Genomic DNA, 16,236 nt, shown 5'->3' on the forward strand with positions numbered 1-16,236 from the left:
TTTGTAAGTTAATAAAATTATGTATAATATAAATTGATGTTTTAAATATAAGTAATTGAAAAAGGTGGAAGTATAGATGAAAATAAAATTATTAGATGGAAAAGTAATGAGTTTTGAAACTCCAAAAACTGTCTTAGAAATTGCTCAAGAAATATCTATATCATTAGGTAAAAAATGTGTTGGAGCAATTATTAATAGTAAAGAAGTGGTTCCAGCTAAAGCAACTATAGATAAAGATTGCAAATTGGAATTAATTACAGAAAGACATGAATTGTTTAATTCTGTTGTAAATTACACTGCTAAAATAATTACAAGTTTTGCTTTAAAAACTTTATTTCCACAAGGAAGTCTTTATCCTGAATCTGAAGGATATGATAAACCAGAGTTCTTTGTGTATTATGACTTACCAACCAAATTAACATTAGAAGACTTGAAAGAAGTAGAAAAATTAGCAAATGATTTTATTAATAAAAAAATAGAAATTAAATTTGAAGATACAGTTATTACAGATGAAAAATATAAAGAGATAATGAGCTCTATTAATATTAAAAAAAAATATATAGATATTATGTTGGAAAAAAATAAAAATAGATATATAAAATTTCCAGTTGGATCATTAAATAATGTTATATATTATTCTAGATATGCTAATTTAAATAATACAGGTGATTTATTTAAAATTGAATTAAATGAAATAACTGCCTTTCAAATAGAAAATAATAAATATGTATATAAAATTCATGGTTTAACTGCAACTAGTGAAAAAGAACTTGAAGAAAAGAAAAGAAAAATTGAAGAATTAAAAGAAAGTGATCATAAATATATTGCTAAAAATTTAGAAATATATCATTTAGATCCTTTAATTGGACAAGGTTTACCTATTTGATTGCCAAATGGTACTATTTTAAAACAAGAAATTAAAAAATATTTAATGGAAAAAGAATATGAATATGACTTCATTCAAATTGAAACTCCTGTAATTGGAACAAGTAAACTTTATAAAACTTCAGGACATTGAGATCATTATAGAGATGATATGTTTGCCTCTATGAATCTTCCAAAAGAAGAAATGGTTTTAAAACCAATGAGTTGTCCTCATCATATTTCAGTTTATAGATATAAGCCAAGAAGTTATAGAGATTTACCTTTAAGATTTGCAGAACATGCATTACAACACAGATATGAATCATCTGGAAGTTTAACAGGACTTGAAAGAGTTAGAGCAATGGAATTAACAGATTCACATATTTTTGTAAGAGCAGACCAAGTTAAAGATGAATTTATAAGATGTTTTAATTTAATAACAGAAGTTTTAAAAACTTTTGATATTAAAATTGATTATTTATCTTTATCATTAAGAGATCCAGAAGATAAAGAAAAATATTTTAATGATGATAAAATGTGAAATTCTGCAGAAGCAGAACTTGAAAAAGTTTTAAATGAATTAAAAATTAATTATAAAAAAATGATTGGTGAAGCTGCATTTTATGGACCTAAATTAGATATTCAAGCAAAAACTGCTTTAGGACATGAGATTACAGTTTCAACAATACAATTAGATTTTTTATTACCTCAAAAATTTGAACTTATTTATATAAATTATGCTGGAGAATTAGAAAGACCTATTATGATTCATAGAGGTCTTGTAGGAACTTATGAGAGATTTATTTCAGTTCTTTTGGAACAAACAAAAGGAGTTTTACCATTATGATGTACTCCTCAACAAGTTGAAATAATTCCTGTAAATATTTCTAAAAAAGATTATGCAGAAAAAGTAAGAGAAGAATTAAAATCAAAATTAATAAGAACAAAAATAGATCTTAGAGATGAAAGATTGAGTTATAAAATTCGTGATGCACAAGTTAGAAAAATACCTTATCAATTAGTATTAGGAGATAAGGAAGCTGAAAATAATATGGTAACATATAGAAAATATGGTAGTGAAGAACAAATTACTATAACTCTTAAAGAATTCATTAAAATGGTTAAAAATAAAGTTAAAGAAAAAATATATAATTAAATTAGGAGATTTAAAAAAATATGAATAAAAATATAAATATAGAAGAAGAAATTAGGTCTCTTAAAGAAGTAGATTATGGAATTTTGGATGCACAACATTCATTTATGGTAGATGGCGTATTAGGAGGTTTTAAAGCTGCAATGCATAAGTTGCATTATACTTTTATAAAACAAATATTGCTTGGAATTATGAGTGGTGTAATTATTGGTTTTGGATATGTAGCATGTATTATTGCAATGGTCTCTCTTAAGGGAACTGGTTTTGAAGCATTTGGAACAATTTTATTAGGTTTTATTTTTCCAGGATGTATTATTATGATTACATTTCTTGGAGGAGGATTGTTTACAAGTCATGTCTTTAGTACAATTCCAATTTTTAAAGGTTGTGGAAGTAAAAGACTTTACTTAAAAGGAATTTTTGGAGTGCTTTTAGGAAATTTAGTTGGAACATTTATTTTTGTAGCAATTTTTTCAGGAGCTGGAGGACTTTGAAATAATGGTCCTTTTCTAAATAAAGTTTTTGCTATGTCAATGCATAAATTATATTTAGTAAATTATGATTTACAAAATAATGAATCAATTAAAGCAGTAAGCATTCTTGCAACAATTGGAATAGGTATTTGCTCAGGAATTTTATGTAATATAATGGTTTGTTCAACATTACCATTAGCAAGTACAACAAAAAATGCAGCTGCAATTATTTTACTAATGATTTTCCCAATTGCTTACTTTGCAATTGGAAGTTTCCAACATGGACCTGCAAATTCTTTCTTTATGTGAATGTTATTGTTTGAAATAATTTTTAATCACAGTCAAGTAGCAATAACAAGTGGAAGTGGAGAAATTTTATTACGTCCTCAATTCTATCATTTTGTTTTATTTATTGGTTTAAGTACAATACCTACTTTAATTGGTAATTGAATTGGTGGAGCATTATTATTGTCAGGAGTCTTATATTTTATTAATAAAGAATATGTATCAATTTTATTTAAAAAAATTAAATTAGAATATTTAGAAGAAAAAATGCGTAGTTTTAAAGAAATTGCTGATAAACAAATTAAAAAAAATGATAAAAAATTAAAACAAAAAGCTAATATTCAAGTTAGAAAAAATGATAAAAATTCAGAATAAAAATATTTAATTATTATTCTGAATGTATTTTGAAAATTATATAAAAGGTTTTTATAAAGTAGTTGTTTTAAATGCAACTACTTTTATTTTGCTCAAATTACTAACTTAGAAAAATATATTAATTTAATTATGGTTTTTATCTTTTTTTATATATAATAAAAAAAGATAAATGCACAGGAGTATTTTTATGAGATTAATAATCAAACAAATTAGTAAGGGCAAACGAAAGTAGTTTTATTAACTATTGATTTTTTTGATTACAAATACATAAATACTTATTTTTAAAATTTAAATAATAAATACAAATAATAAATAATATATCAAAATTTAAACTTAATATAAAAAATAACAATTAGAATGAGAGACTTAAAAATGAATAATAAAGAACCTAAATTTAAAATACCCACTTCGTTTACAATACTTTTTGCTGTATTGATAATGATAATGATAATATCTTGAATATTGTACTATTCAGGAGTAACTTATAATAAGCTTGGTGCAAGCGAGGTAGAACCATCAATTCCAACTGTAATTAAAGCTATTGGAATAATTGATTTATTTGTATCTATATTTAAAGGATTTGAAAATAAAGTAGAAATTATTGTATTTGTTTTATCAATTGGAGCATTTATTTACATTGTAATGAAGTCAAAATCATTAGATGCATTGACTCAAAAAATAGCATGAAAATTTAAAGAAAAAACAATTTGAACAATTCCAATTATTGTTATATTTTTAAGTTTTTGTGGATCTGCATATGGAATGTCAGAAGAAGCTTTAGGATTTCATATGATAGTTATTCCATTAATGTTAGTAGCAGGTTTTGATGTTTTCACAGCGTTAATAACAGTATTGCTTGGTGGGGGAATTGGTCCAATGCTAGCAACATTTGATCCTTTCTTAATTTTTACAGCTGCAGATGCTGCAAATTCTCAAGCAATGGATGGTCTAATTTTTAGATTAGTAGCTTGAGTTCTTGTAACAGGATTTACTTCAGGATGAATAATGTTTTATGCAAGAAGTGTAAAAAAGAATCCTCAACTTTCATACACATTTTCAACATTAGAAGAAGATAAAAAATTCTTTTTAAAAGAACAAATTAATGAAATTCCTTTAACTAAAAAAAGAATAGTAATTAGTGTAATGTTTTTAGTAATGTTTTTAGTAATGATTGCATATTTATTTCCTTGAGATGAATTATTTAAAACAACTGCTATGCATGATTTTGGAAAATGAGTTAATAAGTATATTCCTTTTTTAACAGGTTTAGTTCCTGGAATGGGATATGGGGATATGTTTGTAGTTTCTGGTTTCTTTCTAATAGGTTCATTAATTGTTGCTATTCTAAAATGAGAAGGAGAAGAGACTTTTATTGAAGATCTTATGACAGGTGCAAAAGATATGATAGGAGTAGCATTTATTATTTCAATTGCAGGAGCTATTACTTATCTTTTAAAAGAAACTGGTATTCAAGCTCTTATGCTTACAGGTATTAGAAATTCAAATATAGGTAATATAAATCCATTTTTATTTATAATTATGACTTTCTTACTTTTTATACCTATGTCATTTGCTTTGCCTTCAACTTCAGGATTTTCAAGTGCAGTATTTCCGGTTTGAGGACCATTAGCAGGTTCTATAACTATTGGTTCAACTGTAACTAATATGATTTCTGGAAGTATAACTGCATTTGCATATGCTAATGGAATGGCAAATATGGTTTCTCCAGCTTCTGGAATTGTTGTTGGAGCAGCACAAATTGGTAGAACAAGTTATGGTACAATTTTAAAAGGAACTTGAAAATTTCATTTAAGCTTATTTGTTATAAATATATCATTACTTTTAATTGGGACAGGTTTAAATTATACAGGAGCTCATATTTTTTAAAAGATATTATTGTTAAAAAACCTAAGGGTTTTTATTTTTTTGGGGGTAGTTTATGAAAGGAAAAAAATTTAAAAGCGAAAGAGCTTTTTCAGCCAAGAAATTTTTTGATTCATTTAAAATGATTGGAAAGGGTATCAAAAAAAATCCTAAAATATTTATTGGCTATTTAATTTTTACAATTATAGATTCAATTTTGTATTCTTCAATGACTATTGTTGTTAGTCAAATGACAAAAAATCTTACAAGTTTAGGTTTACAAGCAAATCATTTTTTATGATTTACAATGAGTTGAATTAGTTGAGTCTATGTAGGTATAGTTTTGCTTTTTGCAATTATATTTTTTGATTACTTAACAAATATATATGCAGCTATTTTTGCAAAAAGAGTTGAAATTTATTTAAGAATAAAAGCACTTAAAAAATTAGTTGAAGTTGATATTAGTTATTATTCAAAAAATCAAATAGGATTAATAATGTCTAGAGTAATAAATGATAGTCAAGGTTCAGGCGATTCATTTAATGACTTTTTGTTAAATTTGCTATTTAGTAGTGTAAGTTTTATAACAATGGCAATTTTTATGTTTACTATTGATATTACTCTTACTTTAATTGTTATAGGTATTTTTGCACTTTTAGTAATAATAATTTGAATTATTTTTGTATATTATAGAAGAGCAATTATTGTTTTTGCTGACATAAAACAAGCAATTGATACAGATATTACAGACAGATTAATAAATATTAGAGCAATTAAAGCTAATGCTTCTGAAAATAGAGAAACTATTAGAAATAAAAAATTACATGAAAAGTATGATCAAAAATTAAGTAAAGTTATTTGACTACAATCACTTTTATCTTTTTTTGCTTATAGTTTTGCTTGAGCTTTACCAATTATTACTATTATTTCTGCAATTGGATTATATAGTAATTCAATGAAACCTAATGAACTTTCAAATTTACTTGTAGCATTTACATCAGCTACAAATAATGTTTTATATGCATTATTGACATTGCCAATATGAATGAGAGGATTAACTAAATTATCAAATTGTATTATGAGACTTAATTATATTTATAATTCAAATTCATTGTTAAATTTTGTAGATAATCCAGAAAAAGTTGGAGATATTGAAAATATAGTTTTTAATAAAGTAACTTTTAATTATCCTGAGTCACCAAAAAAACAAATATTGGCAACAATTAGTTTAAATTTTGAAAAAAATAAAAGTTATGCTTTTGTTGGAGAAACAGGTGTAGGTAAATCAACAATAGCAAAGTTATTATTAAGATTTTATGATGTTACAACAGGAGAACTTTTAATAAATGGTAAAAATATAAAAAAAATAGATCATAATGATTATTTAAATAGAGTTGGATATGTTGAACAAGAACCACAAATATTTTATGGAACAGTTATGGAGAACTTAAAATATCCATTTTTTGATAAATCAGATGAAGAAGCAATTGAAGCAGCTAAAAAAGCTAAAATCCACAATTACATAAAAAAATTACCAATTGGCTATGATACAATTTTAGGAGAACGAGGGTTTATGTTAAGTGGTGGACAAAAACAACGTTTAGTAATTGCACGTATTTTTTTAAAGGATCCACAATTATTAATTCTTGATGAAGCTACAAGTGCTTTAGATAATGTAGTTGAAAAAGAAATTCAATCAGAGTTAAATAAGCTAATGATTGGAAGAACCACTGTTGTAATAGCACATAGATTAAGCACAATTATGAATGTAGATGAAATCATTGTTTTAGATAAAAATGGGATTGTTCAAAAAGGAAATTTTAATGAATTAAAAGAAAAAGAAGGTCATTTTAAAAAACTTTATACACTAGGTTTAATGAAATAGAGGTTAAGAAGTATGAATGAAATTAATTGAAATGAAATATCAATGGAAATGATTTCTTGTATAGGAACTTCAAAATCAAATGCAATATTGGCTATTAGAGCAGCTAGACAAAAAGAATTTGATAAATCAAAAGAATTAATTAAATTAGCTGAATTAGAAATGAATAAAGCACATAATTTACATTTTGATATAGTAGCAAGAGAAGCAAATGGAGAAAAACTTGATTTAAAATTAATTTTTTTACATGCAGAAGATCAAATGCTTACAACACAAGCAAATAATTGATTTAGGTAAAGAAATGATTGAAATGTATAAAATTATAAATAAATAGAATTTAAAAAAATAAAAAAAATAAATGTATATTTATTTTTTTTATTTTAGTAATTATTATAAAATAAATATGAAGGAGTTTTTACATGAAAAAAATATTAGCTTTATTTAGCATAATTTCTTTAGCATCTTCTCCAATTTTATTATCTACTCAAGTAATTTCATGTAATACATGATCTTTAGTTTTCAAAGATATCTTGAAAAAAGATGTAGAATCTTTAACTCAACTTACTTACTATAATATTGCAAAAGAATGTGTTCAAATTGATGATAATGAACATAATGAAAAAGAAAATGGACAAATGATGTCAACACTTTCTTTGTCAATTAATAAAACTATTGTTAATGATACTGAAGGTATGTTAAAAAAATTACAGATGTGTCATTAGAATTATTTAAAGAAGCTAGTAATTATTTTAATAAATTAGTTCCAAAATTTAATAAGGATAATGAAAATGGAAATTATTATTATTACTACTATGTAATTGATGATAAAGGAGAATATGGTAGTGCATCAACTGAAATTAACTATGATTCAGAAAAAAATTTACTAGAATATTTTGGAGATGAAATTATAAAACCAGAATTTCAAGTAAATACAGCTAGATTTGCTGTTCTAAAAAATAATTTAGAATTTAACCAAGCTTTTTATAAAAAAAATCTAAATAATTTAGATGAAAAAGATGAATATATGAAAAGCATTAATTATATGAATAAATATATCGAAGATTGATGATTTGTTCCTATGTTTAAAATAGTAAACAAAGGTAAAGCAAAAAGTAAGGGTACTGCTCTTACAAAAATTAAATTTGATCAAACATTAGTTAAATATATTAATGTTGGTGGACTTGATGAAAATTATATTAGAAAATATGAGGGGTATTGATTTGAAGAAAATAATCAAATTAATAGTCCTAATAGTGGTGTAATTACTTTTGATAATACTAATAAAATAATATCATCAAAAAAAATAAAAACTGTTTCTGCAAGAGAAGTATCAATTAAAATGAAAAATGAGCAAATAATGAGATTTTATAATTATGGATTTGAAAATATTTCCGGAGGTAATGTATAAATATGCTTAAATATGAAAAATACCATGATATATTTGATACTTGGAATTCAATTAAATCAAGTAAACAAAAAATAAAGAAAATAAAAAAAGAAATTTTTGAAGCAAAAAATGAGCTTCATCTTTTAAAAAATAAACATAAAGAAATCTCATCAACTTTCAATAAAATTAGAAAAGAAAAAGAAAAAGAACTTATAACTAATTTTAATTTGGATTTATTAAATGCTAAATATAAAAAAGCTGATATCAATAAAATATATGAAGACTACAATTCTAATATTGTAAATTTAAAAGAAGAATATGAACAGAAAAAAGAGTCTAGACTGGAAAAAAGTAAAAATAATATTCAAGAGCTTAAAAATAAAGTTAAAATTGCATTAAAAGAGTCAAAAACTGAATATAATAAACAATATAGTATTTTAATAGAAAAATGAAAAAATGAAAATAAAAGTTCAGAAAATATTTGTTACCTTTTTGGAAAATTAGGTCATAAAAAAAGACTTAAGCCTTTAAAATCAGAAATTGATGAAACAGTTTATGAATTATCTTTAAAAATTAATGATTTAAAAGTGAATTATGAAAATGAGCTTTTTAAAGAAAAAAGTAAAATTAAAAATCAAAAATTAAAGATTAGATATAATGCTGGTAAAGCAGATTTAATAACTATTAGAACCTCAATTGATAAAATTACTTGAGCATCAGGTAAATTATCAAATTGAAAATTTATGGTTTCTATAAAAAATGGATTTTTTTCATTAATGCCTTTAGTTATTGTTGGAGCTATATTTATTTTAATAAATAATATTTTTTTTGGAGCAGGTAATGGAGGTTTATTTAATTTATTTTATTTGACATCAGATCAACTTGCAACTTTAGAACAATTTAAAACAATAGGTTCTTACATTTGAAATGGAACTTATGCTTTTTTTGGATTTTTATTAGCAGGTGCAATTGCATACCATTTAGCTCCATATTATAAAGTTAATCAATGAGCAGCAGCAATTATGGCTTTTATTTCATTTTTAATTATAAGTCCTTCATTTTGAACAAATTTAGCAGTTTTTGGAAGTACAGGAATGTTTATTGCAATGCTTGTTGGTATTTTTTCAACTGTTTTATTTGGGCATCTTTCAAAAAACCAAAAACTAAAAATAAAAATGCCAGATTAAGTTCCAGATGGTGTTGCAAAGTCATTTAATGTTTTAATTCCTTATGGAATTACATCTATAGTTTTTGGAGTAATTGCTTTTTCAATTACTTGAATAGGTGAAAGCGTTGGAGAAATAACTATTGGAACAAATAAAGTAACATTTATAGATATTAATGGTTTAATTACTGTTGCAATACAAAAACCTCTTGTAAATGTAGTATCAGGATTTGTAGGAATGATATCTATTGTCTTTCTATGACAATTTTTGTGATTTATGGGAATTCACGCAAGTGGAATATTGTCACCAATTGTAGAACCAATACAATTAGATGGTTTAATTCAAAATCAACAAGCACTTGCTAATGGAACAACTCCTCAATATGTATTTACAAATCCATTTATGAATAATTTTCTATTTATGGGAGGAACTGGGGGAACAATTGGTTTAATAATTGCTATTTTCATATTTTCTAAACGTGGTGATTATAAAACAATGGCTAAAATTACATTAATACCAGCAATATTTTGCATTAATGAGCCTTTATTATTTGGATTACCAATTGTTCTTAATCCAATCTTTGTTATTCCATTTATACTTGGACCATTGTTAGCAGTTATTTTTGCTTATTTAGCAACTACTTTAGGAATGATGCCTCATTCTAGTGTTATTGTTCCTTGAACAACACCACCAATAATTGGGGGAATATTAACAACTAAGAGTTTAATTGGTGGTCTTGTAGCATTGATTAATCTTGTAATATTAATTACTATGTATTCACCATTTGTTATGCTTGAAAATAAAATAGAAAAACGTGAACTTTTAAATAAGTTTGCCAAAAATAAAAATATATTAGATGGAAATATAGTAAAATTAAATAGTAATTTAAAAATATCATAAATTTAGTTTATTTGAAAGGAATTAAAATTAATGAATAAAAAGGTACTTTTAGCGTGTAATGCAGGAATGAGCACATCAATTTTGGTTAAAAATATGCAAAATTATGCTTTTGAAGAGGACATTAATGTAGAAATCAAAGCAGTTTCAATAAATGAAGCTAAACTTAATGGAAATAATTGAGATATAGTTTTATTAGGTCCACAAATTGCATATGAGCTTGATGAAATAAAAACATATTTTGATACACCAGTATTTGTAATTGATAAAGAAGATTATGCTAAAGCAAATGGTGAAAAAGTTTTAAATTTTGCATTAGAAAATTGTAAATAAAAAATAATATAAGTTTTTACTTGAAATAAAAAATTGAATAAAATAGAAAATTATCGTAAAAAGATAGTTTTTTTAATTCAAATTTAATAATAAAATTATTGAAAAGCATAAAAAAATAATAGAATATTAAATATAAAGATAGCTTTTAAAAATTAAATAAAAAATATAAATATATATAACTAAAAAGATTTGATTAAATTTTTAATTAGTTATAAAAAATAAACAAACTTAATAGGCAAAATTTTTATGTTTTTTATTAATTTAAAAATACAATAAAATAATTTATTGATACAAAGTAAATTTAATATAATAAAAAAATTACTTTTTAAAGTGATTTTTTTATTGTTAAAATTATATTGGTGAGGAAAATTATGAAAAGAAAAATTGGAATATCAATATATCCTGAACAATCAACTTTTGAAAAAGATAAAGATTATTTAGAATTAGCTAAAAAATTAGGATATGAAGTAGTTTTTACAAGTTTATTACATTTTGTTGGACAAAAAGATGATAATAAAAAAGCAGAAATGGTTTTAAAAAGTATTAAATATGCAAAAAAAATTGGTTTTTATACAATAGTTGATGTTGAATATAAATCAATGGAATTAATAGGAATTAATGTTAATGATTTATCAAAATGTAGTGAATATGGAATAGATTGTTTAAGACTAGATTCTCCAAGTTTACCTTTTGAAATAGCAAATATTACACATAATAAATATGATATAGATATTCAATTAAATATGTCAAATAATGATAGTTTAATTGATAATGTTATTGATTTTAAGCCAATTAAAGAAAGACTAAGTGGATGCCATAACTTTTATCCTTTAGAATATACTGCATTACCTTTTAATTATTTTAAACAGTCAAACCAAAAATATTTAAAATATAACCTTTCAACAGCAGCTTTTGTGGGAAGCCATTTTGGAGAAATGACAACAGCTGTAGGGTGAAAGGAATTGCCTACCTTAGAAGAACAAAGAAATCTTTCTATATCTGAGCAAGCTAAAATTTTATTTTATACTAATGAAATAAAACTTGTATTAATTTGAAATGCCTATTCATTAAAAGAGGAATTAGAAGAACTTGCAAGCATTGACAGATATGAAATAACTTTAACTGTAAAACCATTTTACAAATTAAATAAAGTTGAAAAAGACATATTAAATTTTGATCATTTTAGAAGGGGAGATATTACAGAATATTTTATAAGATCTACTTTTTCAAGAGTAAAGTTTAAAAATGAATCTATTGAACCAAAAAATACAAAAAAAACTTATAATAAAGGAGATGTTGTCATTATAAATAATAATGACTCAAAATATAAGGGTGAATGTCATATTATTTTAAAAAATGACTTTGAAGATAAACAACAAAAATATAATTGAATGGGTACTATTAAGGATAGTGAAAAGAGATTAATTGATTTTATTGGACCATGAAATCACTTTAGATTTGGAATAGAGGAATAAATATGTTATTAGCTAGTTTAAGTGCTGGAACATTTTGAACATTGCTAGGCTTTGGTATTTTAGGATTAGTTTTAGGAATATGTTCAACTATCTTTTTTGTAGTTTTTAGAAGAAATAAAAAACTGGAAAAAGATTCATTTAAAGTAATATCAACAAAATTTAAAATATTTAGATTTTGACAATATTATGGAATTTTTACATTAGCTTTAGTAGGATATTTAATGGCTTTAATATTTTTAGGTATTTGTATAGGAGAAATTATTTAATAAGAATTTTTTTACTAAATTTAGTAATAAATTGGAAAATTTTTATTTTTTTATTTTTTTTGTAGTAAAATATTATTAAGTTTTAATAGAAAGGAAAATAAAAATGAAAAATAAAAGTATACATTTAACTAATGAAAAAAAGTTAAAAGTGAAAAAAAATAAAGATGAGAACAATTCAAAGGGTAGCTGAAGCAAGTTTTTAACAATGCTTCAAGAATTGGGAAAAGTTTTACAATTTCCAATTGCTGTTCTTCCTTTTGCAGCTATTCTAAATAGATTTGGTGCTTTGGGTATTGAATATTCATCTCATACAGCAGAAAATGGAGTTCTTGTAATAACAAATCAAGTAGGTTATTGAATATCACTAATTATTCAAAAACCAGGATTAATTCCATTTGAAAATTTACCTATGCTATTTGCAATAGGTTGTGCATTTGGTCTTGCAAAAGATCATAGAGGTGAGGCAGCTTTAGTTGCAGTAATTTTTTATTTATCAGTTACTGCTTTAACAGGAGAAGGAACTTTACCAAATATGATTTGAGGAAAAACTTTAAAATTTACAGATTCAAGTGGTAAAGAATGATCTAAACTGCTTTATGTAAAAGTTATGGAAAATAAAGATGTTATTAAAAAAGGAACTTATGTATTGAGTACAGGAGTTCTTGGAGGTATTGTAACAGGTTGCCTTTCAGCATACTTTTATAATAGGTTAAAAGAAATTAAACTTCCAACAGCTTTGTCATTTTTTGGAGGTCGTAGATTTGTTCCAATGGTTGCTTTAACAGCAGCTATTCCAACAGCATTAGTTTTTGCAGTTATTTGACCATGAATTCAATTGGGATTAATTAGTTTTGGAACAGCTGTTGCTAATCCAGACAACCCAGCTGTTGCTATACCCGGAACAACAGTTTATGCAATTCTAAATAGATTATTGCTTCCATTTGGTTTACATCAAATTATGAATACATTCTTTTGATTCCAAATGCCAGTATCTGGAAACATTGTATCTCCTGGATTTGGTTCAAATCCAACTATAAGTAGTGAAATAGTAACAGAAATGGGAGATATAACAGCTTTTTCTAAAGGAATAAGTACTTCAGGATTATTTCAATCAGGATTCTTTCCAATTATGATGGGTGGATTACCAATGGCAGCCATTGCTATGATTATGACAGCTGATAAATCTAACAGAAAAGAAATAGCTGGATTCCTTGGAGGAGTAGCTGGAGTTTCATTCTTATCAGGAATTACAGAGCCATTAGAATTCTCATTTGTATTTATTGCTCCTGCATTATTAGGAATTCATGCAGGATTAACAGGAATATTTATGGCAATAACAACATCAATGAAAATTCAAATAGGATTTGGATTTAGTGCAGGATTTATTGATTATGCAGCTTCTCTTCCTCAATCTTGGGCATTAGCAAATGTACGTGATTCAATTATTTCAAATCCATTATGAATACTTGCTTTATCTGCTGGAGCTGGAGCTACATATTACTTTGTATTCTACTTTATAATAAAAGGTATGAATTTAAGTACACCAGGTAGAAATGTGGAAGATACTTCAAATAATCAAGTAAATACTGCTAGCAAATCATCAACTATAAAAGAAAATTCATCAAAAATTGATAAATATGATTATATGGCAGAAAAAATAGTACAAGCAATTGGAAAAGAAAATTTTGTAAGTATTGACAATTGTGCAACTAGATTGCGACTTGTACTAAAAGATAACAATAAAATAGACGATGTTCTTATAAAATCAGCAGGAACATATGGAATTAAACGATTAGGAAATGAAAGTTTGCAAATTGTTATTGGACCAGATGTTGAACATGTTGCAAATTCTGTAAGAAAAATTGTTGAAAAATAGTTTAAAATCTAAAAAGGAAATGATTACATTTCTTTTTATTTTGGAGGTATTTTATGGCATTTAATTTTGATAAAGATACTGATTGAATATTTACTTTTTGTAAAAATTGTTGAGATTTTAAAAAGTTTGTATTTTCTAAACCAATAAATTTTTCAACAAAGGATTTTTATAAAGGTATTTGTATTAATTGTAAAAAAAATCAAAGAATAAATTTAAAAGAAGCAAGGGATTATTATGATCATTTAAATGATCATAATAATTAATTAAAATTATGAATAAATTTCCTTTATGAATAATACTTATAGTTATTGTTGTTCTTTTAATACTTTATTTTGCTATTCCTTGAAGTAAAATTAATGCAAAAAGAAAAGAAAAGTCAGATTTAATAAATGAACCAAAAGAGTATATAGATTCTGAAATTGATAAAAAAATAACAGAGGCAAAAGAAAATCCAAATAATAAACCAATGTTAGGTATTTATAATTGATTTGGTAAAAAAGAAGCTTTAAGATTAAAAACTATTGTTTATGTTCAACCAGAAGAAGATAGTTGTGAATTTTGTAGACCTTTTGAAAATCAAATACTTTCACTTGAAGAATATGATAATCAATATATAACAATGAAAGAAGCAATTTCTAAAGGTTATCATCACATAGGATGTAAGCATATTGATATTGACTATTTTACTGGAACTACAAAAATTCCAGATAAAAGATTTAGTGAAAAAGAGCAAATTAAAAAACACAATATAGTTTTAGGACTTTATAAATTAGAAAATAGTATAAGAAATCTAAAATATGAATATGATAATGTTAAATCATCAGAAGAATTAAATTTAAAAATAAACCAAAAATCTAATGAAATTGATGAATATTGTAAAAAAAATAAAATTGATAGAAATTTAGAAAGAGAAAATTCAAGTATTACAGATCTTGAAAAATTTAGATAAAACCTCATAAGAAAATAATTTATTATTATGAGGTTTTTAAATTAAAATTTTATCAATATCATATTGTTTAATAGAATTTAAAATAGTTGATTTTTTTATTATTTTTCCTTCTTTAAAATACATTCTTGCATTATTACCATCATATTTTGTTTATGGACAGTTAATAGTTAAAAATATTAATTTTTTTGCATGAAGTGTTAATATATAAAATAAATATTAATGTAATAACTAGTGAAAGTACAATTTGATAAAAAATTTAAAAAAATTTATCTTTTTTTAAAAAACTATAATATAATAATTAAGGTTTAAAGAAAGAAGCACACAGCTCACCGCAATTTTTAAAGAAGCGGTAAAAACTTATTTATTTATTAGTATATATGAATAAATAAATTTTAAGTGTGCTCCTAATCTTTTAATGGCACACTTTTTATTTTGGAGGACAAATGGCAGACAATAGAAATATAAAAACAGATTTTATTAATAGAGAAATTAGAGCAAAACAAGTTTTAATTATTAATGATGATGGTACAAAGAATGGACCACTAAATAAGTTTGAAGCTTTAAAATTAGCAGAAGAAGCAGGTTTAGATCTATTTCAAGTGGGTATGCAAGATAATTCGACAGCTATAGCTAAAATACTTGATTATGGAAAATATAAATACGAACAAAAACGTAAACAAAAAGAAAATAAAAAAAATCAAGTAAAAGTTGAAAACAAAGAAATTCGTTTAACTGTTGGAATTGGTGAACATGATATGGATACAAAAGCTAGAAAAGCTAGAGAATTTTTATTAGCAGGAGATAGAGTTAAAATTTCATTGAAATTTAAAGGTAGAGAAATAACTTTTCAAGAATTTGGAAAAGAAACACTAGATAAGTTTTTTGCAAAAATTGAAGATGTTGCAAAAATTGAAAAAGAAGCCAAACTAAATACAAGATTCTTAGATATGTATATAGTGCCAAAAAAAGGTTAATTATAGGAGGAGAGAATT

The 16,236-nt window shown here is 24.3% G+C and carries 16 protein-coding genes; all 16 read left to right on the forward strand.

Annotation, left to right across the window (positions count from 1 at the left end; genetic code table 4):
• Positions 1-76: 76 nt before the first annotated feature.
• The 16 genes from thrS to infC all read left to right on the forward strand — a co-directional run bounded on the left by thrS (position 77) and on the right by infC (position 16,218).
• Positions 77-2,020, forward strand: coding sequence for a threonine--tRNA ligase (gene thrS / locus AACK92_RS01420; RefSeq protein ID WP_339021314.1), 1,944 nt, complete (start codon positions 77-79; stop codon positions 2,018-2,020).
• Positions 2,021-2,040: 20 nt separating this feature from the next.
• Positions 2,041-3,150: a formate/nitrite transporter family protein gene (locus tag AACK92_RS01425; protein ID WP_339021315.1), complete on the forward strand. Its 1,110-nt coding sequence runs from the start codon at positions 2,041-2,043 to the stop codon at positions 3,148-3,150.
• Positions 3,151-3,522: 372 nt separating this feature from the next.
• Positions 3,523-5,037, forward strand: a complete 1,515-nt coding sequence (locus AACK92_RS01430) for a YfcC family protein (protein WP_339021317.1) — start codon at positions 3,523-3,525, stop codon at positions 5,035-5,037.
• 52 nt (positions 5,038-5,089) lie between these two features.
• A complete protein-coding gene (locus AACK92_RS01435; RefSeq protein ID WP_339021318.1) occupies positions 5,090-6,898 on the forward strand; it encodes an ABC transporter ATP-binding protein in 1,809 nt (602 codons plus the stop codon).
• Between the two features lie 12 nt (positions 6,899-6,910).
• Positions 6,911-7,192, forward strand: a complete 282-nt coding sequence (locus AACK92_RS01440) for a PTS lactose/cellobiose transporter subunit IIA (protein WP_339021319.1) — start codon at positions 6,911-6,913, stop codon at positions 7,190-7,192.
• Between the two features lie 122 nt (positions 7,193-7,314).
• Positions 7,315-7,617 (forward strand): hypothetical protein, encoded by a 303-nt coding sequence (locus AACK92_RS01445; protein WP_339021320.1) that lies wholly within the window; start codon positions 7,315-7,317, stop codon positions 7,615-7,617.
• Entirely contained in the window at positions 7,608-8,303 is a 696-nt protein-coding gene (locus AACK92_RS01450) for a hypothetical protein (protein WP_339021321.1), read from the forward strand. Before AACK92_RS01445 ends, AACK92_RS01450 begins: the two co-directional genes overlap by 10 nt.
• Positions 8,304-8,305: 2 nt before the next feature.
• Positions 8,306-9,469 carry a hypothetical protein gene (locus AACK92_RS01455; protein WP_339021322.1) on the forward strand — a complete coding sequence of 388 codons (1,164 nt, stop codon included), beginning with the start codon at positions 8,306-8,308 and terminating at the stop codon, positions 9,467-9,469.
• Positions 9,470-9,724: 255 nt separating this feature from the next.
• A complete protein-coding gene (locus AACK92_RS01460) occupies positions 9,725-10,348 on the forward strand; it encodes a PTS transporter subunit EIIC (protein ID WP_339021323.1) in 624 nt (207 codons plus the stop codon).
• A gap of 30 nt (positions 10,349-10,378) precedes the next feature.
• On the forward strand, positions 10,379-10,678 hold the full coding sequence (locus AACK92_RS01465) for a PTS sugar transporter subunit IIB (RefSeq protein WP_339021324.1): 300 nt from the start codon (positions 10,379-10,381) through the stop codon (positions 10,676-10,678).
• A gap of 371 nt (positions 10,679-11,049) precedes the next feature.
• On the forward strand, positions 11,050-12,153 hold the full coding sequence (locus AACK92_RS01470) for a MupG family TIM beta-alpha barrel fold protein (RefSeq protein WP_339021325.1): 1,104 nt from the start codon (positions 11,050-11,052) through the stop codon (positions 12,151-12,153).
• Positions 12,154-12,155: 2 nt separating this feature from the next.
• Positions 12,156-12,419 carry a hypothetical protein gene (locus AACK92_RS01475; protein ID WP_339021326.1) on the forward strand — a complete coding sequence of 88 codons (264 nt, stop codon included), beginning with the start codon at positions 12,156-12,158 and terminating at the stop codon, positions 12,417-12,419.
• Positions 12,420-12,522: 103 nt separating this feature from the next.
• Positions 12,523-14,295 carry a PTS transporter subunit EIIC gene (locus AACK92_RS01480; protein ID WP_339021328.1) on the forward strand — a complete coding sequence of 591 codons (1,773 nt, stop codon included), beginning with the start codon at positions 12,523-12,525 and terminating at the stop codon, positions 14,293-14,295.
• Positions 14,296-14,348: 53 nt separating this feature from the next.
• Complete coding sequence (locus tag AACK92_RS01485) at positions 14,349-14,558, forward strand: hypothetical protein (RefSeq protein ID WP_339021329.1); 210 nt, start codon at positions 14,349-14,351, stop codon at positions 14,556-14,558.
• A gap of 8 nt (positions 14,559-14,566) precedes the next feature.
• Positions 14,567-15,244 (forward strand): hypothetical protein, encoded by a 678-nt coding sequence (locus tag AACK92_RS01490; RefSeq protein WP_339021330.1) that lies wholly within the window; start codon positions 14,567-14,569, stop codon positions 15,242-15,244.
• 443 nt (positions 15,245-15,687) lie between these two features.
• On the forward strand, positions 15,688-16,218 hold the full coding sequence (infC, locus tag AACK92_RS01495) for a translation initiation factor IF-3 (RefSeq protein WP_339021331.1): 531 nt from the start codon (positions 15,688-15,690) through the stop codon (positions 16,216-16,218).
• The last annotated feature ends 18 nt before the right edge of the window (positions 16,219-16,236 follow it).

The sequence above is a fragment of the Spiroplasma endosymbiont of Atherix ibis genome (assembly GCF_964020005.1).
In the GTDB taxonomy this organism is placed as follows: Bacteria; Bacillota_I; Bacilli_A; order Mycoplasmatales; family Mycoplasmataceae; genus Spiroplasma_A.